Origin of the sequence: Stenotrophomonas mexicanensis, from assembly GCF_032911605.1 — a bacterium.
GTDB lineage: Bacteria > Pseudomonadota > Gammaproteobacteria > Xanthomonadales > Xanthomonadaceae > Stenotrophomonas > Stenotrophomonas maltophilia_A.
Genome location: NZ_JAWJTG010000006.1, coordinates 58,587 through 82,822 on the forward strand (window position 1 = coordinate 58,587; position 24,236 = coordinate 82,822).

Below are 24,236 nucleotides of genomic sequence, written 5' to 3' on the forward strand. Positions count from 1 at the left end.
GCCGACGCGCTGCCCTGCCGGCGCATGGCAGGCATGCGCCCCGTTCATGCCTCCGCCACGCGCAGGGCGCGCACAATACGCACATGCCTGCTACCCCCACCGCTGGCGCTGCCGCCGCGAAGAAACCCAGCCTGCGCCAGCGCTTCAGGGCGATGCGCAACCTGCCACCGTTCCTGCGCATGGTCTGGAAGACCAGCCCCGCGCTCACCCTGGCCAGCCTTGGCCTGCGCCTGATCCGTGCGCTGCTGCCGGTGGCGATGCTCTACGTCGGCAAGCTGATCATCGACAGCGCCCTGAACCTGAGCCAGCACGACGCTGGCTTCCCGCCGCTGGGCGAAGCACTGTCCAGCGGCATACTGAATCCGCTGCTGGGCCTGCTGGCGCTGGAATTCGGCCTGGCCATCGCCTCGGATCTGCTCGGCCGGCTGGTCAGCTACGCCGATGCCCTGCTCTCGGAACTGTTCGCCAACGTCACCAGCATCCGGTTGATGGAACACGCGGCAACGCTGGATCTGGAGGACTTCGAGGACCCGGACCTGCAGGACAAGCTGGACCGTGCGCGACGCCAGACCATGGGCCGGATGAACCTGATGAGCCAGTTGTTCGGCCAGGTGCAGGACGCGATCACCGTGGCCAGCCTCGCCGTCGGCCTGCTGGTCTACGCGCCGTGGTTGATCCTGCTGCTGGCGCTGGCCCTGGTGCCGGCCTTCATCGGCGAATCGCACTTCAACGCGGCCGGCTACAGCCTCAACTTCCAGTGGACGCCGGAGCGCCGCCAGCTCGACTACCTGCGCCAGCTCGGTGCCAGCGTGGAAACGGCCAAGGAAGTGAAGATCTACAACCTGCACCGCTTCCTGGTGGAGCGCTACCGGCGCCTGTCGGTGGCGCTGTTCCAGGCCAACCGCGCCCTGGCCCGGCGCCGCGCGTTCTGGGGCACGCTGCTGGCCGCACTGGGAACGCTGGGCTACTACACCGCCTACGCCTACATCGCCTGGCGCACGGTGCGCGGCGACTTCTCGATCGGCGACCTGACCTTCCTCGCCGGCAGCTTCCTGCGCCTGCGCCAGCTGCTGGAGGGCCTGTTGATCGGGTTCTCGCAGGTGGCCAGCCAGGCGCTGTACCTGGATGACCTGTTCTCGTTCTTCCAGATCCAGCCGGAAATCCACTCGCGCGAAGGTGCAGTGCGCGTGCCGCAGCCGATCCGGCAGGGCTTCGAGTTCGAGAACGTCGGCTTCCGCTACCCGGATGCCGAGCAATGGGCGGTGCGCCACCTTGATTTCCAGCTGCAGGCCGGCGAAGTACTGGCGCTGGTCGGTGAGAACGGCGCCGGCAAGACCACGCTGGTGAAGCTGCTGGCGCGGCTGTACGAACCGGACGAGGGCCGCATCCTGCTCGATGGGCGCGACCTGCGCGACTACGACCTGGACGACCTGCGCGCCAACCTCGGGGTGATCTTCCAGGACTTCGTGCGCTACAACCTCAGCGCCGGCGAGAACATCGGCGTCGGCCAGGTCGAGGCGATGGACGACCAGGCGCGCATCGCCGACGCCGCACGGCGTGGCATGGCCGAGGAAGTGATCGACGACCTGCCCGGCGGCTACGACCAGCTGATCGGCCGCCGCTTCAAACAGGGCGTGGACCTGTCCGGCGGCCAATGGCAGAAGATCGCCATCGCCCGCGCATGGATGCGCAATGCGCAGGTGATGATCCTGGATGAGCCAACGGCGGCGCTGGATGCGCGAAGTGAGTTCGAGGTGTTCCAGCGGTTCAGGGAACTGGCGGATAATCGCACCGCAGTGCTGATTTCCCACCGTTTCTCCTCGGTACGCATGGCCGATCGCATCCTGGTGCTGGCCGATGGCCGGATCGAGGCCAGCGGCACCCATGAAGAGCTGATGGCCCAGGGCGGCCGCTACGCCGAGCTGTTCGAGCTGCAGGCGGCCGGCTACCGCTGAGAACGCCTCTCGTTCCGCCTAATGAGAACCTGTCTCATTTGAGATAGAATCACCCCGACGACTTCCGATAGATACGCCCATGTCCTCCGCTTTTGGCGCCGAAACGGTGCTTGAGGTCCGTCATTGGACCGATGCCTACTTCAGCTTCACCCTCACCCGCGACAGCGGCTTCCGCTTCGAGAACGGCCAGTTCGTGATGATCGGCCTGGAAACAGAGGCGCGGCCGCTGCTGCGTGCGTATTCCATCGCCAGCGCCAACTGGGAAGAGCACCTGGAGTTCTTCAGCATCAAGGTGCAGGACGGCCCGCTGACCTCGCGCCTGCAGCACATCAAGCCGGGTGACAAGGTGCTGGTCGGCAAGAAGCCCACCGGCACCCTGCTGATCAGCGATCTGCACCCCGGCAAGAACCTGTACCTGCTGGGCACCGGCACCGGCATGGCGCCGTGGCTGTCGGTCATCAAGGACCCGGAAACCTACGAGCGCTTCGAGAAGGTGATCCTCTGCCACGGCGTGCGCTACGAGAAGGACCTGGCCTACCGCGATTACTTCGAGAAGGAACTGCGTGAGCATGAATTCCTCGGCGAGATGATCGGCGACAAGCTGCTGTACTACCCGGCCGTCACCCGCGAGCCGTTCGCCAACCAGGGCCGCCTGACCCAGCTGATGGAAAGCGGCGAGATGCAGCGCACCCTCGGCCTGCCGGAGCTGAGCCCGGAGAACGACCGCGCGATGATCTGCGGCAGCCCGCAGATGCTGGCCGACCTGCGCAGCGTGCTCGATGCCCGTGGCTTCCAGGTCTCGCCGCGTATCGGCCAGCCGGGCCACTACGTGTTCGAGCGCGCGTTCGTCGAGAAATAAGCAAAAAGGGGCGGAGGGGATTAAGTCGTTTGTGCACAAACGACTTAATCCCCTCCGTCCCCTTTTCGGGTTCATCTCACAGCAGCGCTTCGATCTCGCCGCGCAGCTGCTCCGGCCTGGTGGTGGGCGCATGGCGCGACACCACCTGCCCCTGGCGGTCGACCAGGAACTTGCTGAAATTCCACTTGATGCGGGCGCTACCCAGCAGGCCGCGCTTCTCGCGTGACAGCCATGCCCACAACGGATCAGCCCCCTCGCCGTTGACCTCGATCTTCTCCGACAGCGGGAAGCTGACCGGGTAGTCCAGCGAACAGAACTGGCGGATCTGCGCGGCGTCGCCCGGTTCCTGTGCACCGAACTGATTGCATGGGAACCCGATCACCACCAGGCCACGGTCGCGATACTGCTGCCACAGCTGTTCCAGCCCGGTGTACTGCGGGGTGAAGCCACAGCGGCTGGCGACATTGACCAGCAGCAACGGGTGCCCCTGGTACCGGGCCAGGGCCTGCGGCTGGCCGTCGAGGTCGCGGAAGCTGAAATCGTAGGCAGTGGTCATGGCAGCGGGCCGTGGGCGGTGAATGCATGGTACCCGCGCCCAGCCCCGGCAACATGCCTTTTGACACAAGTGCGGGCGCCGCCGGCCGGGTTACCCTCGGGCCCTTGTTTGCCTTACCGGAGTTCCTACCTTGACCACTCGCCTTGCCCTTGCCGTGGCCATGTCCCTCGGCCTTGCCCTGCCCGCCTTCTCGGCCGGCGCCGCCACCCCGGCTGCCAGCACCCATGCCCAGCAGGCCAATCCGTTCTTCGCCGAAAGCCCGCTGCCGCTGCATTTCCCGCAGTTCGACAAGATCAAGGACAGCGACTTCGCCCCGGCCTTCGACGCCGGCATGGCGCAGCAGCTGAAGGAAGTGGAGGCGATCGCCAACAACAAGGCCAAGCCGACCTTCGACAACACCATCATCGCCCTGGAAAAGAGCGGTGACATCCTCGACCGTGCGACCACCGTGTTCTTCAGCCTGGTCGGCGCCGATACCAACGACACCCGCAAGAAGCTGCAGGCCGACTACTCGGCGAAGTTCGCCGCGCACAGCGATGCGATCGCGCTGAACGGCAAGCTGTTCGCCCGCATCCAGGCGCTGTATGACACCCGCAGCCAGCTGGGCCTGGACGCCGAAGGCGTGCGTCTGGTCGAGAAGTACTACGACAACTACGTGCGTGCAGGCGCCAAGCTGTCCGACGCCGACAAGGCCAAGCTGAAGGAGATGAACGCCGAGCTGGCCAACCTGGGCACCAAGTTCAGCCAGAACGTGCAGTCGGAAGTGAACGCTTCGGCGATCACCGTTGACGACGTCAAGGAGCTGGACGGCCTGTCCAAGGAGCAGATCGCCGCCGCCGCCGAAGCCGCCAAGGCCCGTGGCCTGGAAGGCAAGTACGTGATCACCCTGCTCAACACCACCGGCCAGCCGCCGCTGACCAACCTGGCCAACCGCGCCCTGCGCCAGAAGATCTACGAAGCCTCGACCACCCGCGGCAGCCGCGGCGGTGAGTTCGACAACACCGCGCTGGTCTCGCGCATCATGCAGCTGCGTGCCGACAAGGCCAAGCTGATGGGCTTCCCGAACTTCGCCGCCTACAACCTGACCAACCAGACCGCCAAGACCCCGGAAGCGGTCAACGCAATGCTCGGCAAGCTGGCTCCGGCCGCCGTGGCCAACGCCAAGCGCGAAGCCGCCGATCTGCAGGCGATGATCGACAAGGAACAGAAGGCCGCGCGCAAGCCGACCTTCCAGCTGGAACCGTGGGACTGGGCCTTCTACAGCGAGAAGGTGCGCCAGGCCAAGTACAACTTCGACGAGTCGCAGCTGAAGCCGTACTTCGAGATGAAGAACGTGCTGGAGAACGGCGTGTTCTACGCCGCCGGCCAGGAATTCGGCCTGACCTTCAAGCAGCGCACCGACCTGCCGGTCTACCACGATGACGTCACCGTCTACGACGTGTTCGACGCTGACGGCAGCCAGCTGGCGATCTTCATCTTCGACCCGTATGCACGCGCCTCCAAGCGCGGCGGTGCGTGGATGAACTCCTACGTCTCGCAGTCCAAGCTGACCGGCTTCAAGCCGGTGGTCGCCAACCATCTGAACATCCCGAAGCCGCCGGCCGGCCAGCCGACCCTGCTGACCTGGGACGAGGTGAACACCACCTTCCACGAGTTCGGCCACGCCCTGCACGGCATGTTCTCCAACGTGAAGTACCCGTACTTCTCGGGCACCTCGGTGCCGCGTGACTTCGTCGAGTTCCCCTCGCAGGTCAACGAAATGTGGTCGGACAACCCGGTCATCCTGAAGAACTACGCCAAGCACTACCAGAATGGTTCGGCGATGCCGCAGGCACTGCTGGACAAGGTGCTGGCAGCGGCCAAGTTCAACCAGGGCTTCGCCACCACCGAGTACCTGGGCGCGGCCATGCTTGATCAGCGCTGGCACCAGATCGGCGCCGACCAGGTGCCGGCCGCCAAGGACGTGATGGCCTTCGAGCGCGCCGCGCTGGAGAAGGACGGCATCTACTACGCGCCGGTTCCGCCGCGCTACAAGACCCCGTACTTCAGCCACATCATGGGCGGCTACTCGGCCGGCTACTACGCCTACATCTGGTCGGAAGTGCTCGACGCCAACACCCAGAAGTGGTTCAAGGACAACGGCGGCCTGAGCCGCAAGAACGGCGACCACTTCCGCGCCACCCTGCTGTCCAAGGGCGGCAGCGTGGACGCGATGCAACTGTTCCGCGATTTCGCCGGCCACGAGCCGCAGATCGAACCGCTGCTGGAAAAGCGTGGCCTGACCGGCGCCGGCAACTGATCGCCCGCGCGGTAGCCTGAAACGAAAACCGCCCGGGAGACCGGGCGGTTTTTTGTTGAAGCATCCACGCATGGCGTGGATCTACTGGCTGTCAGCGTGGCGCCACGTACCCACCCGGCACGCCTTCCGGCGACAGCACCAGCTGCCACAGCTGCGCGTGCCGGCAACGGAAGGTGGCCATCGACCCAGCCAGGTAAAAGCGCCACATGCGCCGGAAGTGCTCGTCGTAGCGCGCATCCAGCCGCGGCCACGCCGCTTCCACGTTGCGCCGCCAGGCCTGCAGGGTCAGGTCGTAATCGGTGCCGAAGTTGTGCCAGTCCTCCAGCACGAAGCGGCCCTCGAACGCCTTGGTGATCTGCACCGCCGATGGCAGCATCGAGTTGGGAAAGATGTAGCGCGCGATCCACGGGTCGGTACGATGCCGCGAGATGTTGGTGCCGATGCTGTGCAGCAGCAGCAGGCCGCGCGGTGACAGGCAACGCCTGGCCACCTCGAAGAAGCTGGCGTAGTTCTTGTCGCCGACGTGCTCGAACATGCCGATCGAGAAGATCGCATCGAACGGCTCGTGCAGTTCGCGGTAGTCCTGCAGGCGGATCTCGATCGGCAGGCCGGCGCACAGTTCGCGGGCGAACTCGGCCTGCTCCTGCGAAATGGTCACGCCGACGCCACTGACACCGTAGCGCTCGGCGGCGAACTTCAGGGCTTCGCCCCAGCCACAGCCGATGTCCAGCACACGCTGCCCCGGGCGCAGGCCCAGCTTGCGGCAGACCAGGTCAAGCTTGGCTTCCTGCGCGGCGTCGAGATCGCCGGCATTGCGCCAGTAGCCACAGCTATAGACCAGGCGCTGGCCCAGCATGGCCTGGTAGAGATCATTGCCGAGGTCGTAGTGGCGGCGGCCCACCTCGTAGCTGCCCTGTCCCGCCTGCAGGTTGAACAGGCGCGCCTTCAGTGCATCGGCCACTTCGCGCCAACCGTGCACCCGTTCGTCCAGGTGCGCCTGCATCAGGTGGACAAGGAATTCATCCAGGACGTTGGCATCCCACCAACCGTCCATGTAGCTCTCGCCGAGGCCAAGCGAGCCGTGCGCCATGACCCGCGCGAAGAAGCGCGGGTCATGAACCTGGATATCCTGTGGCTGGGTACCGCCGATGCGGACCCCGGCTTCCTGCAGCAGGCCGGCGACCCGCTCCTGCAACCCTGTATCCACGCCACCTCCTCGACTGCGGTCAACCGCGTGCGAACAGCTCCACGTAGTCCTTGGCCACGTGCGGCAACAGCACCGCCGCCGGTACATCGGCGGTCTGGGTGCCGTCCGAGTATGGACCCACCTGGTACGGCGGGAAAACAAAGCGCAGCGCGGTGATCTGCCCCTTGTCGTCGGTCAGCGGCTGGAACTGGCTGAAATTGTCGGCCTGCGGGCCGGTGCCGTCGGCAATCATGCGCGATGCGTTGCGCAGCGATTCCTGCAGCTGGGCCGGATCCATGTCCTCACCGCTGAGGCGGGTGGCCACGCGTTCACGCAGCTGGTCGGCGACGAAATCGCTGATCGCCTTCCAGCCCTTGGCATCGGCCACCAGCTTTTCGGCGCTGAGCATCTGCTGATGCTGCGGCAGCCACACGAATCGGGCCACCAGCGGTTCGCCATGGGCGCCACCGGTGTAGCGGCTGCCATCAGCACTGACCACCACCAGCTGCGGGGTTTCCAGCAGCTTCTCGAAGCTCAGCGACAGCTCGTACGGCATGGTCGGCTTGTCATTGCCCAGCCCGTCCAGCGCCTGTTGCAGGTCACTGCGCGCACTCGTCGCATAGCTCTGCAGCGCGCGGGCCAGGCCCGGGTAGCGGTCGATGCCGGCCGGGTAGCTGATACCCACCACTTCGCGTTCGTTGTTCTCGATCACGTCGCGCAGGTCCAGCGGCGCTTCCGTGACCGGCGTTTCGCCTGCGGCGGTGGCTTCGGCGGCGGGCGCCGCGTCGGTCGCCGGTGCCGGCTCGCTTTCACGCTGGCAACCGGCCAGCAACAGCACGCCCACCACGCCGGCCAGCACGCTGCCGTGCAATGGCCGGTTGTTTCCAATCTTCATCGGGATCCCCTGTTCATGTTTGTACATCATCGCCTGCCATGGCTGAAGCTTGGCCCGCTGGCATTCAGCCAACGAGCAGGTCGTGGTATTCCTCATGCCGCTGCAGGAAGGCCTCGGCGTAGGAACACGCCGGCACCACCTTGTACTTCTGCTCACGGGCAAAACGCAGCGCCACACGGGTCAGCTCACCGGCGATGCCTCGGCCGGCAATCGGCTCGGGCACCTCGGTATGCGTGATGACCATGCGCCTGCGTTTGATCTGGTAGTCCAGCACCGCCAGCTGTCCGCGCACACGGGCGGTGAAGCGATGGTTGGCCAGGTCGTGTTCGACCTCGTAGGCCAGACCGGGGGGCGTGACCGAAGCCATGGAACTGTCTCCTGCGGCGACTGCGTGGATGGTGCGCAGCCGGGCGCCATGATCGCGTGAAGCCTGAACAGGGGCAAGTCCGTTCCATTCACGTCAGTTTGCGACCCTCAAGCTGGAGCACTGGCGGCCGCTATCGCCTGTGGAGGGGTACGGCCAGGCTGGCACGGCCCTTGCGACCGTTGATCATGCGCACCACCGCGGAGGCTCCGATGCACCCCAGCGATTCCCATTCAGATACCGACCGCGCCCTGCTGGAGGGCCTGCTGCAACTGGCCGTGGAGGGGCAGACCCAGGACCAGGATTTCCAGCGCATCGGCGAAGAAGTGTTCGCCCGCCTGCTGGATACCTACGGTCAGCAGCCCACGCTCTGAAACAGCGGGGGCGGATCGCTGCCGATCCGCCCCGCTCCCGTCATCAACCGCCGCCGAGGCGGAAGGTCGGGTTGGAGAGTTCGCGCAGGAAGTGAGTGAAGATGCTCGGCTGCATGGCCAGCATGAAGATCACGCCGAACGCCGCGCCTGCCAGGTGCGCGCTGTGGTTGATGCGGTCACCGCCGCGCTTGTCCATCCAGATGCTGTAGCCGACGTAGAACGCGGCGTAGACGATGGCCGGCGCCGGGATGAAGAACACCAGGATGATCGACCACGGCTTGATCAAGATGAAGGCGAACAGCACCGCCGACACCGCACCGGACGCACCCAGGCTGAGATAGTTCGGGTTCTTCTGGTTCTTCAGGTAGCTGGGCAGGATCGAGACCAGCAGCGCACCGATGTAGAACGCCGGGTAGGTCAGGTAGCTGCCGGTCAGCTGCACCATCACGCTCTCGATGAATCCCCCGAAGAAGAACAGGGTGATCATGTTGAAGATCAGGTGCGACCAGTCGGCGTGGATGAAGCCATAGGTCACCAGCCGGTCGTACTGGCGGTGACGGTCGATGGCCGGCGGCCACAGGATCAGGCGGTCGGCCAGCTTGCGGTTGTTGAACGCCATCCACGACAGGATGGCGGTGATGGCGATCAACAGCAGATTGACGGGGGTCATGTCAGGCTCAGGCGCTACGGTAGTTGTCGACCATACGATAGCGTTTCGCGTACCAACCGAAGGCCAACGCCGCGACGAAGGCGAAACCGGCGAAGAAGAACATCAGGAACGCCGCCTCGCTCAGGCCCGTACTGGCGATCTTGTGGGTCACCGCATCGTTGCGCACCGCCGCGTTGGACAGCAGCACCCACAGGTTGCCGATGGTTGTGGTCAGGTTCCAGAAGCTCATCACCACGCCCTTCATCGCCTGCGGCGCCTGGCTGTAGGCGAACTCCAGGCCGGTGGCCGAGACCAGCACCTCACCGAAGGTCAGCAGCGCGTACGGCAGCATCTGCCAGAAGATCGACATGGCGTTGCCCCCGTCCATCACCACCTGGATGCCGCCGACCACGATCCAGGCCAGGCCGCTGAAGGCGATGCCGGCGGTCATGCGGCGCAGCGCGGTCGGCTCGAAGCCGAAGCGGCGCAGGGCCGGGTACAGCACCAGGTTGTTGAACGGAATCAGGATCATCACCAGCAGCGGGTTCAGTGCCTGCATCTGCGAGGCGGTGAACCAGCTCGGCATCTGCATCTGCTGGCCCTGCAGGACCCAGGTCGAGGCCTTCTGGTCGAACAGCGAGAAGAACGGCGTGGTCAACGCGAAGATCACCAGCACCCGCAGCACCGAGCGCACGCCTTCGACGGCTTCGGCCGGATGCTGGCCACGGGCGCGATCGAGCTGCAGCCAGGTGCCACCGCCGATACCGGCCAGGATCGATACCAGCGCCAGGCACAGGCAGATGACAATGCCCAACGAGCCAACCAGGCCGAACGAGGCCACTGCCAGCACCAGGCCGAGCACGGCGATCACCAGGCCCGGACGGCCCTGGCCGGCCACGCGCGTGGTCAGTGCGGTACGCACCACGTTGGCGAACGAATGCGGATCCTTCGGCGGCAGCGGCACCAGCACGTAGCGCTTGCGGCCCAGCCAGAACACGAAGGTGGCGATGAACATCAGGATGCCCGGGATGCCGAACGCCCACTGCGGGCCCCAGTTCTTCAGCACCAGCGGGATCAGCAGCGAGGCGAACAGCGAGCCGAAGTTGATGATCCAGTAGAAGGCGTCGAAGACGATCTTGGCCAGGTGCTTGTTGCTCTGGTCGAACTGGTCGCCCATGAACGAGGCCACCAGCGGCTTGATTCCACCGGCACCGAGCGCGATCAGGCCCAGGCCGAGGAAGAAGCCCTCGCGGCTGTTCTCGAACAGCGCCAGGCACAGGTGGCCGGCACAGTAGACCAGGCTGAACCAGAGAATGGTGTGGTACTTGCCGAAGAACCTGTCGGCCAGCCAGCCTCCGAGCAGCGGGAAGAAATACACGCCGATCATGAAGCTGTGCATGATGTCCTTGGCTTCACCGGCACGGCCTTCCGCAGTGATTTCCTGCAGCAGCAGCGAGGTGATCAGGAACTGCACCAGGATGTTGCGCATCCCGTAGAAACTGAACCGCTCGCAGGCCTCATTGCCGATGATGTACGGGATCTGGCGCGGCATCTTTCCCTGGCCGGCGATGGGGGCAACTGCGTCGTGGCTCATCCTGTAAGGCAATCCTGCAAAGCGAAAGGCGCAAGATTACCGGAAGCAGGGCTTGCGAAGCACGCTGCAGGGCTGCATGACAACGGTGCCAATCCATGGCAGGCAGCGACACTCCGTGCCGGAAGTCACGGCACCTGCACGACAAAAGCGTAAACTTATCGTTATGCGCCCCCTCGCCCCCGCCCGTCTCCTGCTCAGTTGCCTGGTGCTGCTGATGGCGTTGCAGGCACAGGCGCGGCCGCAGGCAACGGCCACCGCCGCCAGCGAGAGCGAGCCCCGGCAACTCACCGTGGCCGCACTGGAACTGCCCAGCCGCGATGACGCGCAATGGAAGTTGCGCCGTGAGCAGGTCGCACAGTTGCTGACCGACCTGCAGCCGGACGTGATCTCGGTGCAGCAGGTGCTGCAGCAGCAGGGCCGCAATCCGGCCTGCTGGCTGGCCAGCCGGCTGCGCTACAGCTGCGACTTCGTTACCGCCGATCCGCCCAGCCAGCCGTTGCGGCATGGCAACGCGATGCTGACCCGGCTGCCGGTCAGCGAGGATGGCGTGACCCTGCTGCACCCACCCGGCACCTTCAGCGCCGCCGGCATGATGCGGCTGAAGTTGGGCGAGGCACTGGTCAACATCTATGTGGCACGGCTGCGCCCGGACCCGGACGAGGCCACCGCCCGCCAGCATCAGACCAGCGACCTGATGACCTGGATCGGCGCCACCGCCGAGGGCATGCCCAGCCTGATCGCCGGCGATTTCTCCGCCAACACTGTGGAACTGGTGCGCAGCACGCCCGGCTTCCAGCCGGCCCGGCGCAATCCCGGCGGCCGCGCCGAGGCGCCTGCGGCCAGTGGCGGTGGCAGCAGTGGCCATGGCCTGGATGTGCTGTTCCAGGTCAAGCACTTCGGCGGCATCCGCCAGCAGCCGATCCTGTTGCCAGCCGACGGCGACCTGCCCGGCCTGCGCCTGGGCGTGATGGCTACGCTGCGGCTGCAGGGTGATACGGCCACGGCCGAATAGGTAGTGCCGGCCGCTGGCCGGCTCCTCGGGTACCACACGATTGCCGGCCAGCGGCCGGCACTACCGAATGACTCCTGCAACAGAAAAGGCCGGGGTCTCCCCCGGCCTTTTCAGTTCATCCCGTTACCGCGATCAGGCGATCGCTTCCTGGTAACGGCGCTCGACTTCGTTCCAGTCGATGACGTTGAAGAACGCGCCGATGTATTCCGGACGACGGTTCTGGTACTTCAGGTAGTACGCGTGTTCCCACACGTCCAGGCCGAGGATGGGGGTGTTGCCTTCCATCAGCGGGCTGTCCTGGTTGCCGGTGCTCTCGACCACGACCTTCTTGTCCGGGGTCACGCTCAGCCACGCCCAGCCGCTGCCGAAACGGGTCAGCGCCGCCTTGGTGAAGGCGTCCTTGAACTTGTCGAAGCCGCCCAGGTCCTTGTCGATGGCCTTGGCCACGTCGCCCACCGGGTTGCCGCCAGCATTCGGAGCCATCACGGTCCAGAACAGCGAGTGGTTGGCATGGCCGCCACCGTTGTTGCGCACCGGACCCTGCAGGTTCTCCGGCAGCGACTTGAGCTTCTTCACCAGTTCTTCGACCGGCAGGTCAGCGTACTCGGTGCCTTCCAGCGCCGCGTTGACGTTGTTGATGTAGGTCTGGTGATGCTTGGTGTGATGGATTTCCATCGTCGCCGCATCGATATGCGGTTCCAGCGCGTCGTAGGCGTAGGACAGCTTGGGCAGGGTATAGGCCATGATGCATCTCCTGATTGCGAGGGCACCCGACGGTGTCGGGCGTTGCGCGGTGAATGATGGGGACAGACCGCCAGATTACCAAGGGGGATGTAAAGGAAATTGCGTCCTGCCAGTGAGCACGACGGCAATTGTTACGCGGCAGTGACGCGACGCCGTCCTCATGCACCGTGCAGCGCACAGGCGCTACAGTGCCCGCACCACCCTCGCCCGTCCCTGCCCATGCGCAACCCCCGGCTGCTGATCACCGCCATCGCCCTGCTGCTGCTCGGCCTGGTCGCCAACCATTTCATGCAGCGCCCGCCGGCGCCGCAGTTCGCGCCGGACCTGCAGGGTGCGCCTGCCGCGCGCGCGCCGGCCACGGCCGCAAGCGGTAACGACAACGGCCTGCCCGCGTTCCTGCCCGCCGAAGCCCGGCAGACCATCGCCCTGATCCAGCGTGGCGGCCCGTTCCCGCACCGCCAGGACGGCAGCACATTCGGCAACCGCGAACAGCAGCTGCCGCAGCGCCCGCGCGGCTACTACCGCGAATACACCGTCGACACCCCCGGTGCGCGCACCCGTGGCGCTCGCCGCATCGTCACCGGCGGCGATCCACCGAAGGCGTGGTACTACACCGACGACCACTACGAATCGTTCCGCAGCTTCACCGTACCGGCCCAGGGAGCGCAGTGATGAGCCACGATGATTTCGGCCTCGGCCTGCATGACATCAACAATGCAGGCGTTTACGCCATCGACAGCGACGACATCGGCGCACTGGCCGCGGCGATGCGCGATGCCGGGCTGAAGGTGATCCGCATCGACCTGGAAGGCGTGGCCGACAAGCGCACCCTGCTGGCCCGGCTGGCCGCGCAACTGGATTTCCCTGCCGGCTTCGGCGGCAACTGGGATGCGCTGTCGGACAACCTGCGCGACCTGCAGTGGCTGCCGGCCAACGGCTACGCGCTGTTCCTGGCCGACGTGGACACGTTGCGCGCCTCCACGCAGAAGGATTTCGACACGTTGCTGGACGTAATGGACGAAGCCAGCCGCGACTGGGTTGGCCGAGACGTGCCGTTCTGGGTGTTTCTGTCGCAGAGCGCGTGAGGTCATCGCCCAGGTAGAGGCCGGCCCTGGTCGGCACACGTGCTCCGGTAGATGCCGACCTTGGTCGGCGCTTCTGTGCCAACCAAGGTTGGCACCTACCAAAGTGCGAGCCGGCCAGCAGGTTGGCGGAGACGTGCCGTTCTGGGTGTTTCTGTCGCAGAGCGCGTGAGGTCACCACCCAGGTAGAGGCCGCCCCTGGTCGGCGCACGTGCATCCGGTAGATGCCGACCTTGGTCGGCGCACGTGCTCCGGTAGATGCCGACCTTGGTCGGCGCTTCTGTGCCAACCAAGGTTGGCACCTACCAAAGCGCGGGCCGGCCAGTGGGTTGGCGGAGACCTGCCGTTCTGGATGTTTCTGTCGCAGAGCGCGTGAGGTCACCGCCCAGGTAGAGGCCGACCCTGGTCGGCACACGTGCTCCGGTAGATGCCGACCTTGGTCGGCGCTTCTGTGCCAACCAAGGTTGGCACCTACCAAAGCGCGCCAGCATGGCCGTCACATCCCGCGATGGGTCCATCGAAAAGCCCCCTTGTTGTTCAAGGGGGCGCGCCAACGGCGCGGGGATAAGGAAACATGCGTGGACAACGGGAGCCGTTAGCGGCTCCCGTTGTCTTCCTGCAGCTCTTTCTTGAACGGGATGTCCGGCGGCGGTCGTGCCACCGCTGGCTGGTCCTGCATGTTCGGATTGGTCAGTCCGCAGCCACCGCCGGCCTGCAGAATCGAGATCACGCAGGAGATCTTCGTACTGGTACCTGGCAACGGAATCTCCATAGCCTTGACGCCCTTGCGCACCCATTCGGCCAGCAGCGATTCCTGCGGCACCCAGTACTTGTCGAACGAAGTGGGCGTGTAGTCGTACGGCGGTCGCTTCAGCCAGGTGCCCGATTGCGCGATGCGTTCCTTGCTCCAGCCGTCGTTGGCGCCACCTGGCGCACCGCGCTCGGCACGACCCTCGCCTTCCTGGCCCGGCACGCGGACGCTGCCATCGGCATTGAACAGGCCACTGCCCTTGCCGCTGGTACTGGCCTGGCGGGCGCCCTTGTCGGCGCCGTCCTGGTTGCGGCTCGATGCACCCCAGTCATCGCCCTTGGCGGGCGTGGCCCAGTTGCCCGGATTGGGGGCCGGGCGCGCTCCGGCCTGGGCCGGGGTCGTGCTGGATGCAGCAGGCCGCGCAGTGTTGCTGCTGGCCTGCGTCGCGCTGCCATTGGCTGCCGGCGCGGGCGTTGCCGCGGGTGCATTGCCACTGGAAGACGAAGGGGCTGCCGCCGGTGCCGAGGCTACTTCGCGCTCGCGCACCTGTACGTCACGACCCGCCGGCGCACGCACCGCCGGTTCACGACCGGCGACGGTCGCCATCCGCACCTGCGGATCGACCACCGCCTGCACCTCACGCTCGCGCACCTGCACGTCGTGCTGCGGCACGCGCACCTGCACATCGGCCGTGCGCAGCGGCTGCGACACCGCCGGTGCATCGACCGTACTGACTTCGCGCTCCTGCACCGGGATGTCACGCAGCTGCGGCGTCCGCACCGCGATCTGCGGCGCACGCATCGCGGTTGGGGTTGGCGGCGCCTGCACCGGCTGCACGCTGCGCTCGCGCACCGTGGGTGTGGTGTCACGCGGCACGATGCTGACCTCGGTGCGCGGCACGCTGACCGGCGGCACCACGAAATCCGTGCTGGCCTGCGCCACTTCGGTGGCCTGCACCGGCGACGGTGGCGGGGCCGCAAGCGGGGCCGGCTCGGCTTCGGCCGGCGGCGACGGCGCGCTGGCTGTCGGTGCTGGAGCCGGTGCAGGTGCAGGCGCAGGCGCCGGCGCGGCCGCAGGACGCGGCTCAGGTGCAGTCGCGGCCCCTGCTGCCTGGCCGGCGGCAACCTGGCCGGCCGGTGCAGCCGCAGCCGCCTCGGCACCCGGCTGATCGCCTCCGCCCTCCTGGGAGGCGCGGCCGACGAATTCCACCTGCACACGCTCGCCTTCGGCGCCCTCTGCTTCCGGTGCCGTGGTGCGGATCACCGCAACCCACAGCAGCAGCATGAAGAACAGCAGGTGCAGCAGCGCGCTGGTCAACGCCGAGGTCCAGCGCATCCAGCGCTGATCGCGCGGCGCAGCGTCCCAGTCCTGCCAGAACAACCGGCGCAGCGCCTGCCACGGCGACAGCCGGGGTGATTGGCCCGGCGGCCCAGGCAGCGGGCGCGGCAGCAATACCGCAATCACTTCGCGGGCGTGGAACGGCCGCGGCAGCGGGCCCAGCGAGCGCAGCCACAGCGCCCAGCCATAGGGCAGGCGCGTGGACTTCTCGAGGACGGCGCGTGGCTGCTGGCGGGCCAGCAGCAGTTCGATGAGTTGCTCGGCCCGGGTCAGAGGCACGCGTCAGCGGTCAGGCGACGTTGCCGCGCGGGATATACGGCGCGTGGCCGCTGTCATGGTCGGTCGCGTCGCGCACGGCGGTCACGCCCGGCACGCGGCCCATCAGGGTCTTCTCGATGCCCTGCTTGAGCGTCACGTCGGCCATGCCACAGCCCTGGCAGCCACCACCGAAGCGAAGCAGCACCACGCCGTCGGACGAGACTTCCTGCACGGCCACCTTGCCGCCATGCGAGGCCAGCTGCGGATTGACTTCGTTTTCCACCACCCAGTGCACGCGCTCGACCAGCGAAGCGGCATCGCCGGGGGCCTCGCCCTTGATGCGCGGCGCCTTGATGGTCAACTGCTGGGTACCGGCGGTGCCGGCGACGATGTCGATCTCGGCGCCATCGAGCCAGCCGACGCTGCTCGCATCGACGTAGAGGGTGAAGCCATCGCAGTCCACCGCCCACTCGTCACCGAGCAGGTCGGTCGGTTCGGCGAACTCCAGCCGGGCATCGGCGCGCGGGGTGCCGGGCTCGACCGCACTCAAGCGCACGCCCATGCCGGGCACGCCCTCGCGTTCGATCAGCTTGCGGAAATGGGTCTGGGCAGTGTCGGAGATCTGGATCATCAGGCTATTCTAGCCAAGTAAGCGTCAACCGCTCATTCGGTTTATACACCGTCCGGCGCATTGTTCAGTCAACACGAGGTGGAGATTCCCATGGCCGACCTGATTCCACTGGCCCAGGCCCGTTGCGTGCCGCGCAAAGGCAGCGATCACAAGCTTGGCGAAGCCCGCCTGGCCGAACTGCTGCCGCAGATTCCCGGCTGGGAGCTGAGCGAGGGCGGCCAGGCCCTGTCGCGCACCTTCCGCTTCAAGGATTACTACGCCACCATGGCCTTCGTGAACGCGCTGGCCTGGATCGCCCATCGCGAGGACCACCATCCGGACCTGGGCGTGCACTACGATCGCGCGGTCGTGCGCTTCTCCACCCACGATGTGGGCGGCCTGAGCGAGAACGACTTCATCTGTGCGGCGAAGACTTCGGCCCTGACGGAGCAACTGCCATGAACGTACGTTTGCTGAGCCTGTCCCTGATCGCTGCGACCGGCCTGGCCGGCTGTGGCGCGTCCGAACCAGCGGCACCGCCACCGCCGCCGCCCACCGAAGTGGCTGCGGTGAAGACACCGCCGCCGCAGTACCCGCTTGAGCTGGCCTGCATGGGTGTGGGCGGCACCAGCACCTTCAAGGTGACCATCGGCACCGACGGCAAGCCGAGCGAAGTGGCTCTGCTGACCGGCGCCGGCAACCCCCAGCTGGACGAGCTGGCCAGGACCGCCGTACAGGGCTGGCAGTTCAATGCCGCCACCCGCAACGGCCAGCCCGTGCCGGCCACGATCCAGGTGCCGGTGAGCTTCAACCCGCCGCAGCCGAAGCCGGACCAGTGCTTCGCCATCGAAGAACGCCTGCGCCGCGGCGGCTGATCGCGCGCGCCCCGACGAGGCCAGCCGACGCCCGCCTCGCCCTCCCCGCCCCGGGTTCATCCGGGGCGGTTGTCTGTTGACCAGGACCGCGTCGGTACATGCTGCAGATTCCCCCCGAAAATGTCTGGATCGCACTGGCGGTCACCCTCGCGGCCGGCCTGGCCACCGCCATCGGTAGCCTGCTGGTGCTGTTCTCGCGCCGCCCCAACCCGCGCCTGCTGGCCTTCGGCCTGGCCTTCGCCGGCGGTGCGATGGTCTATGTGTCGCTGTCGGAGATCCTCAACAAGTCCATTGCCTCGTTCGCACTGGCCTATGGCGAGCGCACCGGCTTCACCTACGGCACTCTGGCCTTCCTGCTGGGCGTGATCGTGATCGTGCTGATCGACCACTTCATCCCCAACCCGCATGACAGCCTGGACAAGCAGGACCCGGCGTTCCGCGAGAACAGCCGCGAGTACCTGAAGCGGGTTGCCCTGCTGACCTCGATCGCGATCACCGCGCACAACTTCCCGGAAGGGTTGGCAACCTTCTTTGCCACGCTGGAGAGTCCGTCGGTCGGCATGCCGCTGGCCTTCGCCATCGCCATCCACAACATCCCCGAGGGCATTGCGATTGCGGTGCCGGTGTACTTCGCCACCCAGAACAAGTTCTACGCGTTCAGCGCCAGCCTGCTGTCGGGCCTGGCCGAACCGGTAGGCGCGGCGCTGGGCTATTGGCTGCTGTCCGGATCACTGTCGCACGCCACCTTCGGCTGGGTGTTCGGGCTGATCGCCGGCGTGATGGTGTTCCTGGCGCTGGATGAACTGCTGCCGGCGGCCAAGCGCTATGCCAAGGGCCACGAAACGGTGTACGGGCTGGTGGCAGGCATGGGCACGCTGGCGATCAGCCTGGTGCTGTTCAAGTGGTGAGGGGTTTGCGACCCGCCCCGTAGAGTCGAGCCATGCTCGACTGCTCTTCGGCCGGGGCGCGCGAAAAGCCAGTCGAGCATGGCTCGACTCTACAACGGGAGCGCCGGGCACGGCCCGGCGCCAGCTTCAGCGCAACCGGTCCAGCGCCTCGACCAGCTCATCGGCCAGCGGTGCGTTCAGCACGTACGGGCTCTTGCCGTCGTCCAGCGCGAACTCCAGCGAGGCCGCGTGCAGGAACAGACGCTTCAGCCCGATCTGCTCACGAAGCCGCTTGTTGACCGCAGGATCGCCGTATTTGTCGTCACCGGCCACCGGATGCCCCAGATGCTGGGCATGCACGCGGATCTGGTGGGTACGGCCGGTCTCGATGCGGACTTCGCAGTAGGAATGACCACCGCGACGCTCCAGCACACGGAAGTGGCTGATCGATTCCTTGCCGATCGCATTGACCTGCACATGGCGCTCGCCGCCCTGGCGCAGGCCCACGTGCAGCGGCGCATCGACCGTCATCACGCCGTCGGGCATGCGCCCGGCCAGCAGGGTCAGGTAGCGCTTGCGGATGCCGGCGCCGTGATCTTCACGCAGCAGCGCCTGCAGTTCGCTCAGCGCCGAGCGCTTCTTGGCCACGATCAGCAGGCCCGAGGTGTCGCGATCCAACCGGTGGACCAGCTCCAGGGTCTGGCCTGGGCGCAGGGCGCGCAGGGTCTCGATGGCACCGAAACTGATGCCGCTGCCGCCGTGGCTGGCCACGCCGGTCGGCTTGTTCAGGGCCAGCAGGCGGGCATCCTCGAAGACGATGGCCTGCTCCAGGCGGCGCATGAACGCCTCCGGCGGACCGGCCTTGTCTCCCTCTTCGGTGAGACGGACCGGCGGCACACGCACCTCATCACCCGCCTCGAGCTTGCGTTCGGCCTTGGCGCGGCCACCATTCACCCGTACCTGGCCGCTGCGCACCAGCTTGTAGACCAGGCTGCGCGGGGCACCCTTCAGCTGGCCGAGCAGGAAGTTGTCCAGGCGCTGGCCGGCACGGTCGGCGGGAACGGTGATCATGCGCACGGAAGGCTTGTCGCCAGCGGGTTTGGTGGGGTCTTGGGCAGTCATCAGGCTGTTTATTCTGTTACACTCGGGGGGCGAGATAAGGGATTGATTTCGTTGGAAGTTACTCAGGGCCAGAAGCCCAGCTTCCGACGAATCCGGCACAGTGCGCGACCACCGCCCGCGGGGCGGCCATGTTAGCGGCTCACCGGCCTTCCCGGCCATCGCCGGATGCCTGACACGCAACCGTGCTGAACATGTCCCGCGTGGCGCTCCAGCCTGGCTGACAGCTGCCTGCGGCCTGTAACACCCCAAAACCCATAAGAGTGAAGCGCTCCCGCGGCCTGCCGTGGTGTCGTAGCGCTGGAAACCCAAGCCGCCCTCCCCGCGCTTGCGCGAATGGGCGGCGAACCGTGTCCAGAGGCGAAACCCCATGGCGTTCCGCGCGGTAGCCGCTTGCGAGGAACGCAACAATGAAGCGAATGCTGATCAACGCCACGCAGGCTGAAGAGCTGCGTGTTGCCATCGTGGATGGCCAGTCGTTGTATGACATCGACATCGAGCAGCCGTCGAAGGAACAGAAGAAGTCCAACATCTACAAGGGCCGGATCTTCCGCATCGAGCCCTCGCTGGAAGCGGCCTTCGTTGAATACGGTGGCGGCCGCCATGGCTTCCTGCCGCTTAAGGAAATCTCCCGCGATTACTTCCAGGCCGGTGTCGACCACAACAAGGCCGGCATCCGCGAACTGCTGAAGGAAGGCCAGGAGATCGTTGTCCAGGTCGACAAGGAAGAGCGTGGCAACAAGGGCGCCGCCCTGACCACGTTCATCTCGCTGGCCGGCCGCTACATGGTGCTGATGCCGAACTCGCCCAGCGCCGGCGGTGTCTCCCGTCGCATCGAGGGCGAAGACCGGGCCGCCCTGAAGGACGCCCTGGACAAGCTGAACATCCCCGACGACATGGGCGTGATCATCCGTACCGCCGGCGTCGGCCGCGATGCGGAAGAGCTGCAGTGGGATCTGGATTACCTGCTCAACGTCTGGCGCGCCATCGCCGAAGCCGCATTGAGCAAGCCGGCCCCGTTCCTGATCTACCAGGAATCGCGCCTGATCGTGCGCGCCCTGCGTGACTACCTGCGCGCCGACATCGGCGAGATCCTGGTGGACACCGAGGAGATGTACGAGCACGCCCGCGAGTTCATGCAGCAGGTGATGCCGCAGACCCTGCGCAAGCTCAAGCATTACAAGGACGACATCCCGCTGTTCAACCGCTTCCAGATCGAATCGCAGATCGAAGGCGCCTACGAGCGCAACGTGCGCCTGCCGTCAGGCGGCTCGATCGTGGTCGACCAGACCGAAGCGCTGACCGCCGTCGACGTGAACTCCTCGCGCGCCACCAAGGGCAGCGACATCGAGGACACCGCCTTCCAGACCAACCTGGAAGCGGCCGAGGAAGTGGCCCGCCAGCTGCGCCTGCGTGACCTGGGCGGCCTGGTGGTGATCGACTTCATCGACATGGCCTCCAACAAGCACCAGCGCGAAGTCGAGAACCGCCTCGCCAACGCGCTGAAGTACGACCGTGCGCGCGTGCAGGTCGGCCGCATCTCGCGCTTCGGCCTGTTGGAAATGAGCCGCCAGCGCCTGCGCCCGAGCCTGGGCGAGTCCAGCCAGATCGTCTGCCCGCGTTGCGACGGCCACGGCCGCATGCGCAGCGTTGAGTCGCTGTCGCTGTCGATCATCCGCGTCGCCGAAGAGCATGCGATGAAGGAGAACACCGGGCAGGTGCTGGTGCAGGCCCCGGTGGAGATCGCCAACTACCTGTTGAACGAAAAGCGCAGCGCCCTGCGTGAGATCGAGCAGCGCCACGAGGCGCCGATCGTGATCGTCGCCGACGAGCAGCTGCACACCCCGCACTACACCGTCACCCGCCTGCGTGAGAACGAGCTGGGTGAAGAGAGCAACAAGCCCAGCTACCAGCGCGGCACCCCGCGCAAGCTGCCGGTGCACGCGCTGACCAAGGGTCAGCTGAACATCCCGCCGCCGGCGGTGACCCAGGTCAAGCACACCTCCCCCGCTCCGGTGCGCGAGGAAGTGGAGCCGGCCGCAGCGGCACCGGCCCCGGTCGTGGCAGCGCCGGTTGCAGCGGCCCCGAGCGGCGGCGTGATCGGTTGGCTCAAGCGCGTGTTCGGTGGCGAACCGGCGCCGGCACCGGCACCGGCGGCTCCGGTCGCCCGCCAGCAGCAGGACGGCGGCCGCAAGGACCGCAACAAGGATCGCAACAAGGACCGCAAGGACCGTCGCGACGACAACCGTGGCAACGGCGGCAACGGCAACGCGCAGCAGCAGAAGGACGGCGGCAACCGCAAGGAGCGCGGTGAGCAGCGCAGCAAGGACGGCCGCAACGGTAACAACGGCAATGCCCAGCAGCAGCCGCAGCAGGGCAAGCAGAAGGAGCCGCAGCAGAAGGATGGCCAGCAGCAGCCGCAGCAGCAGAACAAGCCGCGCAACGAGCAGCAGGGCCAGAACCCGCAGCAGCCGAAGCTGAAGCAGCCGAAGCAGCCGCGCCCGCAGCAGGACGGTGACAAGCCGGCCGAGAAGCCGCAGCGCAACGCCACCGAAGCACCGGCCGAAGCCGTGACCGCGGCTGCAGCCGTGGCCGCCACGGCGGTCGTCGCCAATGCGGTGACCGCGCAGGAAGCAACCGCGCCGGTTGCTCCGGTGGCCGCCGCTCCGGCGGAAGCCGCAGCACCGGTCGACACGACTGCCAACACCGCCAGCGAGGCCGAGGTGGTTGCGGTTGCCGGTGAAGAGGCTGCAACCGACGCCAATGGCGAGCAGACCGGCGAAGGCGCGACCCGCCGTCGTCGCGGCCGTCGCGGTGGCCGTCGCCGTCGTCGCGGTGGCGCCGAGAATGCCGCCGGCAGCGACGCCCTGGGCGATGACCAGGATGATGGTGACGACGGTGATGACGCCGACGGCGCCGAGCCGAGCGTCGACAGCACTGCCGGCACTGCGCCGGTCGCTGCTGCGCAGCCGGCCCGTTCGCAGCCGGAGTTCGACTTCGATGACGAAGCCGAACCGGCCGCTGCCGACGCCGCAAAGCCGGTCCGTGCTGCCGCCGCTGTTGCCGCCGCACCGGTTGCCGTGGTGAGCAGCGCTGTGGTCGAAGCCGCCGCCCCGGTCGTGGCTGAAGTGCAGGCCCCGGTCGAAGCTGCTGCGAAGGCTGAAGCGGTGTCCTCGCCGGTGCAGACCAGCATGCTCGATGCCATCGACGCCGCGACCCCGGCCCAGCCGGTAGCCGCTGCCGCGCCGGTGACCGAAGCAAAGCCGGTCGCAGTTGAAGCCGCCCCGGTGGTTGAAGCCGCTCCGGTGATCGAAGCGAAGCCGGCGGCGGTCGAGGCTGCGCCGGTCGCTGAAGCCAAGCCAGAGATCGTTGAAGCCGCTGCGGCAGTTGAAGCCAAGCCGGTGACCGTTGAGGCCGCGCCGGTGATTGAAGCCACGCCGGTCGTCGAGCCCGTCGTGGCCGCCGAACAGCCGGTCGCTCCGGTGGCGGTGGAAGCCGCGCCGATCGAGGCCGCTGCCCCGGTCGCCGAAGCGGTGGTGACGCCGTCGATCGACCCGGTCGCCGATGGCCATGCCGACGCTGCGGCCCAGGCCGCAGAAGCCAAGACCGATGAAGAAGACGAAGAGGCCGCCAAGCGCACGCCGCCGGCGAACTGATCGCTCCTTGATCGCGTGAAAACCAAACGGCGGGGATCAATGATCCCCGCCGTTTTTGTGTGTGCGTTTGGCGCTGGCTTCGCTTTGGTAGAAGCCAACCTTGGTTGGCGCCGTTGATTGAGCGAACGCGGACACGTCCGTGCCAACCAAGGTTGGCACCCACCAGGGCACACCCCGCGCACGGTCACTGCTTTGGTAGAGGCCAACCTTGGTTGGCGCCGTTGATTCAGTGCACGCGGACACGTTCGTGCCAACCAAGGTTGGCACCTGCCGGAGCCTGCTCCGTCAGGGCTTCGGTGCGAACTGCAACCGGGTCCACACGCCGTAGTGGTCCGAGGCCCAGCGTCCGCTGTCATCGGGCTGGTCGAACAGCAGCTTCGCCTCGCGCGCGACCATCTCGTCCTGCTGGAAGAAGATGTGGTCGATCCGCGACGGCGCCTGGTAATAGTGGCGGTTGAGCGTACTGACCCCGGACAGGTCGGTATTGACGTGCACGCTGCCGTAGCTGTCGCCGTAGTGGCTGCGCAGCTCGCTCAGGTCGCCGGCATCCACCAGCGCATTGAAGTCGCCCGCGATCACCACCGGCGCACCGGCCGACGTCGTGGTGATGAAGCGCAGCAGGTCCTCGACCTGGGTGCGACGGGTGCGCTGCCCACTCTCATCGCTGCGCTCGTTCAGATGCGTGGCGTAGACGTTCACCGGCGTACCGTCGACGTCGATGCGCAGGTGAGCCACGGTGCGGTAGTCGTCCAGCGGCAACAGCAGGTGATCGTTCCGGGCCAGCACCGGGCGCCGGGTCAGCAGCGCATTGCCATAGCGCTTCGGTGCCCCGACCGGATCGGTGGAGACGAACAGATACGTGTAGCCGAGCTGGCTGGCCAGCCACTGCGCCTGGTTGCGCAGGGTACGGCGCTGGATCACCTCCTGCAGGGCAATCGCATCGGGCTGCAGGCGCTTGAGTTCGGCAACGATGCTGCGCCGGCGGCTCGGCCAGTCCTCGCGATCATGATGCAGGTTGAAGGTGACCATGCTCATGCCCGCTGCGCTGGCAACGTCGGGCGCCGCGTTCGCGGCAGCCGGCTCGGCCGCCATCATCACGCCCGGCACTGCCAATGCAATTGCCAGCCCCAGGGCACGCACCGACGTGCGCACCCCTGCCCCCTGTTGCTTCAT

Annotated in this window: 22 protein-coding genes; 11 read left to right on the forward strand and 11 right to left on the reverse strand. The window is 66.7% G+C overall.

Annotation, left to right across the window (positions count from 1 at the left end):
* Positions 1-83: 83 nt before the first annotated feature.
* Positions 84-1,955 carry an ABC transporter ATP-binding protein gene (locus R1L06_RS04685; RefSeq protein ID WP_197615976.1) on the forward strand — a complete coding sequence of 624 codons (1,872 nt, stop codon included), beginning with the start codon at positions 84-86 and terminating at the stop codon, positions 1,953-1,955.
* A 79-nt stretch (positions 1,956-2,034) separates the two neighbouring features.
* Positions 2,035-2,814, forward strand: a complete 780-nt coding sequence (locus R1L06_RS04690; protein ID WP_046984352.1) for a ferredoxin--NADP reductase — start codon at positions 2,035-2,037, stop codon at positions 2,812-2,814.
* Between the two features lie 76 nt (positions 2,815-2,890).
* Here the strand turns inward: R1L06_RS04690 and R1L06_RS04695 are convergent, their stop codons facing one another.
* The gene (locus R1L06_RS04695; protein ID WP_121505091.1) at positions 2,891-3,370 is read right to left on the reverse strand and encodes a glutathione peroxidase; all 480 of its coding nucleotides are present in this window, start codon (positions 3,368-3,370) and stop codon (positions 2,891-2,893) included.
* Between the two features lie 130 nt (positions 3,371-3,500).
* On the opposite strand from R1L06_RS04695, the gene R1L06_RS04700 reads away from it, so the two are divergent.
* Positions 3,501-5,669, forward strand: coding sequence for a M3 family metallopeptidase (locus R1L06_RS04700; RefSeq protein WP_180846706.1), 2,169 nt, complete (start codon positions 3,501-3,503; stop codon positions 5,667-5,669).
* A 91-nt stretch (positions 5,670-5,760) separates the two neighbouring features.
* Here the strand turns inward: R1L06_RS04700 and cfa are convergent, their stop codons facing one another.
* From cfa to R1L06_RS04715, 3 genes are read right to left on the reverse strand one after another with little or no spacing between them, the layout of a single operon-like run.
* On the reverse strand, positions 5,761-6,876 hold the full coding sequence (gene cfa / locus R1L06_RS04705; RefSeq protein WP_197615977.1) for a cyclopropane fatty acyl phospholipid synthase: 1,116 nt from the start codon (positions 6,874-6,876) through the stop codon (positions 5,761-5,763).
* A gap of 19 nt (positions 6,877-6,895) precedes the next feature.
* Complete coding sequence (locus R1L06_RS04710) at positions 6,896-7,777, reverse strand: DUF3298 and DUF4163 domain-containing protein (RefSeq protein ID WP_049421528.1); 882 nt, start codon at positions 7,775-7,777, stop codon at positions 6,896-6,898.
* A gap of 37 nt (positions 7,778-7,814) precedes the next feature.
* Positions 7,815-8,117 carry a GNAT family N-acetyltransferase gene (locus R1L06_RS04715; protein ID WP_006455911.1) on the reverse strand — a complete coding sequence of 101 codons (303 nt, stop codon included), beginning with the start codon at positions 8,115-8,117 and terminating at the stop codon, positions 7,815-7,817.
* A 209-nt stretch (positions 8,118-8,326) separates the two neighbouring features.
* Between R1L06_RS04715 and R1L06_RS04720 the strand changes: the two genes are divergently transcribed.
* Complete coding sequence (locus R1L06_RS04720; protein ID WP_165929939.1) at positions 8,327-8,488, forward strand: hypothetical protein; 162 nt, start codon at positions 8,327-8,329, stop codon at positions 8,486-8,488.
* 43 nt (positions 8,489-8,531) lie between these two features.
* On the opposite strand, the gene R1L06_RS04725 is transcribed toward R1L06_RS04720, so the two are convergent.
* Together R1L06_RS04725 and R1L06_RS04730 are read right to left on the reverse strand one after the other, a co-directional pair.
* Positions 8,532-9,158: a rhomboid family intramembrane serine protease gene (locus R1L06_RS04725; RefSeq protein WP_010486760.1), complete on the reverse strand. Its 627-nt coding sequence runs from the start codon at positions 9,156-9,158 to the stop codon at positions 8,532-8,534.
* A gap of 7 nt (positions 9,159-9,165) precedes the next feature.
* Positions 9,166-10,731: a POT-type proton-dependent oligopeptide transporter gene (locus R1L06_RS04730; RefSeq protein WP_032129657.1), complete on the reverse strand. Its 1,566-nt coding sequence runs from the start codon at positions 10,729-10,731 to the stop codon at positions 9,166-9,168.
* 163 nt (positions 10,732-10,894) lie between these two features.
* Between R1L06_RS04730 and R1L06_RS04735 the strand changes: the two genes are divergently transcribed.
* Positions 10,895-11,743 (forward strand): endonuclease/exonuclease/phosphatase family protein, encoded by an 849-nt coding sequence (locus tag R1L06_RS04735; RefSeq protein WP_197615979.1) that lies wholly within the window; start codon positions 10,895-10,897, stop codon positions 11,741-11,743.
* Between the two features lie 132 nt (positions 11,744-11,875).
* On the opposite strand, the gene R1L06_RS04740 is transcribed toward R1L06_RS04735, so the two are convergent.
* Positions 11,876-12,487, reverse strand: a complete 612-nt coding sequence (locus tag R1L06_RS04740) for a superoxide dismutase (RefSeq protein ID WP_005410310.1) — start codon at positions 12,485-12,487, stop codon at positions 11,876-11,878.
* Between the two features lie 219 nt (positions 12,488-12,706).
* Here R1L06_RS04740 and R1L06_RS04745 point away from each other — a divergent pair, with 219 nt between their 5' ends.
* Both R1L06_RS04745 and R1L06_RS04750 read left to right on the forward strand, forming a co-directional pair.
* The gene (locus tag R1L06_RS04745; protein ID WP_317217042.1) at positions 12,707-13,159 is read left to right on the forward strand and encodes a guanyl-specific ribonuclease; all 453 of its coding nucleotides are present in this window, start codon (positions 12,707-12,709) and stop codon (positions 13,157-13,159) included.
* The gene (locus R1L06_RS04750; RefSeq protein WP_032129660.1) at positions 13,159-13,572 is read left to right on the forward strand and encodes a barstar family protein; all 414 of its coding nucleotides are present in this window, start codon (positions 13,159-13,161) and stop codon (positions 13,570-13,572) included. Before R1L06_RS04745 ends, R1L06_RS04750 begins: the two co-directional genes overlap by 1 nt.
* A gap of 592 nt (positions 13,573-14,164) precedes the next feature.
* Here the strand turns inward: R1L06_RS04750 and R1L06_RS04755 are convergent.
* Together R1L06_RS04755 and R1L06_RS04760 are read right to left on the reverse strand one after the other, a co-directional pair.
* Positions 14,165-15,937: a hypothetical protein gene (locus R1L06_RS04755; protein WP_317217043.1), complete on the reverse strand. Its 1,773-nt coding sequence runs from the start codon at positions 15,935-15,937 to the stop codon at positions 14,165-14,167.
* A gap of 10 nt (positions 15,938-15,947) precedes the next feature.
* Positions 15,948-16,547: an NfuA family Fe-S biogenesis protein gene (locus R1L06_RS04760; protein ID WP_032129662.1), complete on the reverse strand. Its 600-nt coding sequence runs from the start codon at positions 16,545-16,547 to the stop codon at positions 15,948-15,950.
* Positions 16,548-16,637: 90 nt separating this feature from the next.
* On the opposite strand from R1L06_RS04760, the gene R1L06_RS04765 reads away from it, so the two are divergent.
* The 3 genes from R1L06_RS04765 to zupT all read left to right on the forward strand — a co-directional run bounded on the left by R1L06_RS04765 (position 16,638) and on the right by zupT (position 18,309).
* Positions 16,638-16,988: a 4a-hydroxytetrahydrobiopterin dehydratase gene (locus R1L06_RS04765; protein WP_006456031.1), complete on the forward strand. Its 351-nt coding sequence runs from the start codon at positions 16,638-16,640 to the stop codon at positions 16,986-16,988.
* Positions 16,985-17,401: an energy transducer TonB gene (locus tag R1L06_RS04770; RefSeq protein WP_032129663.1), complete on the forward strand. Its 417-nt coding sequence runs from the start codon at positions 16,985-16,987 to the stop codon at positions 17,399-17,401. The genes R1L06_RS04765 and R1L06_RS04770 overlap by 4 nt, the downstream gene beginning before the upstream one ends.
* Before the next feature lie 98 nt (positions 17,402-17,499).
* A complete protein-coding gene (gene zupT, locus R1L06_RS04775; protein WP_006456115.1) occupies positions 17,500-18,309 on the forward strand; it encodes a zinc transporter ZupT in 810 nt (269 codons plus the stop codon).
* A gap of 126 nt (positions 18,310-18,435) precedes the next feature.
* On the opposite strand, the gene R1L06_RS04780 is transcribed toward zupT, so the two are convergent.
* Complete coding sequence (locus R1L06_RS04780) at positions 18,436-19,410, reverse strand: RluA family pseudouridine synthase (RefSeq protein WP_049401092.1); 975 nt, start codon at positions 19,408-19,410, stop codon at positions 18,436-18,438.
* Between the two features lie 407 nt (positions 19,411-19,817).
* Between R1L06_RS04780 and rne the strand changes: the two genes are divergently transcribed.
* The gene (gene rne, locus R1L06_RS04785; RefSeq protein WP_197631847.1) at positions 19,818-23,063 is read left to right on the forward strand and encodes a ribonuclease E; all 3,246 of its coding nucleotides are present in this window, start codon (positions 19,818-19,820) and stop codon (positions 23,061-23,063) included.
* Between the two features lie 285 nt (positions 23,064-23,348).
* On the opposite strand, the gene R1L06_RS04790 is transcribed toward rne, so the two are convergent.
* Positions 23,349-24,236, reverse strand: coding sequence for an endonuclease/exonuclease/phosphatase family protein (locus R1L06_RS04790; protein WP_197615984.1), 888 nt, complete (start codon positions 24,234-24,236; stop codon positions 23,349-23,351).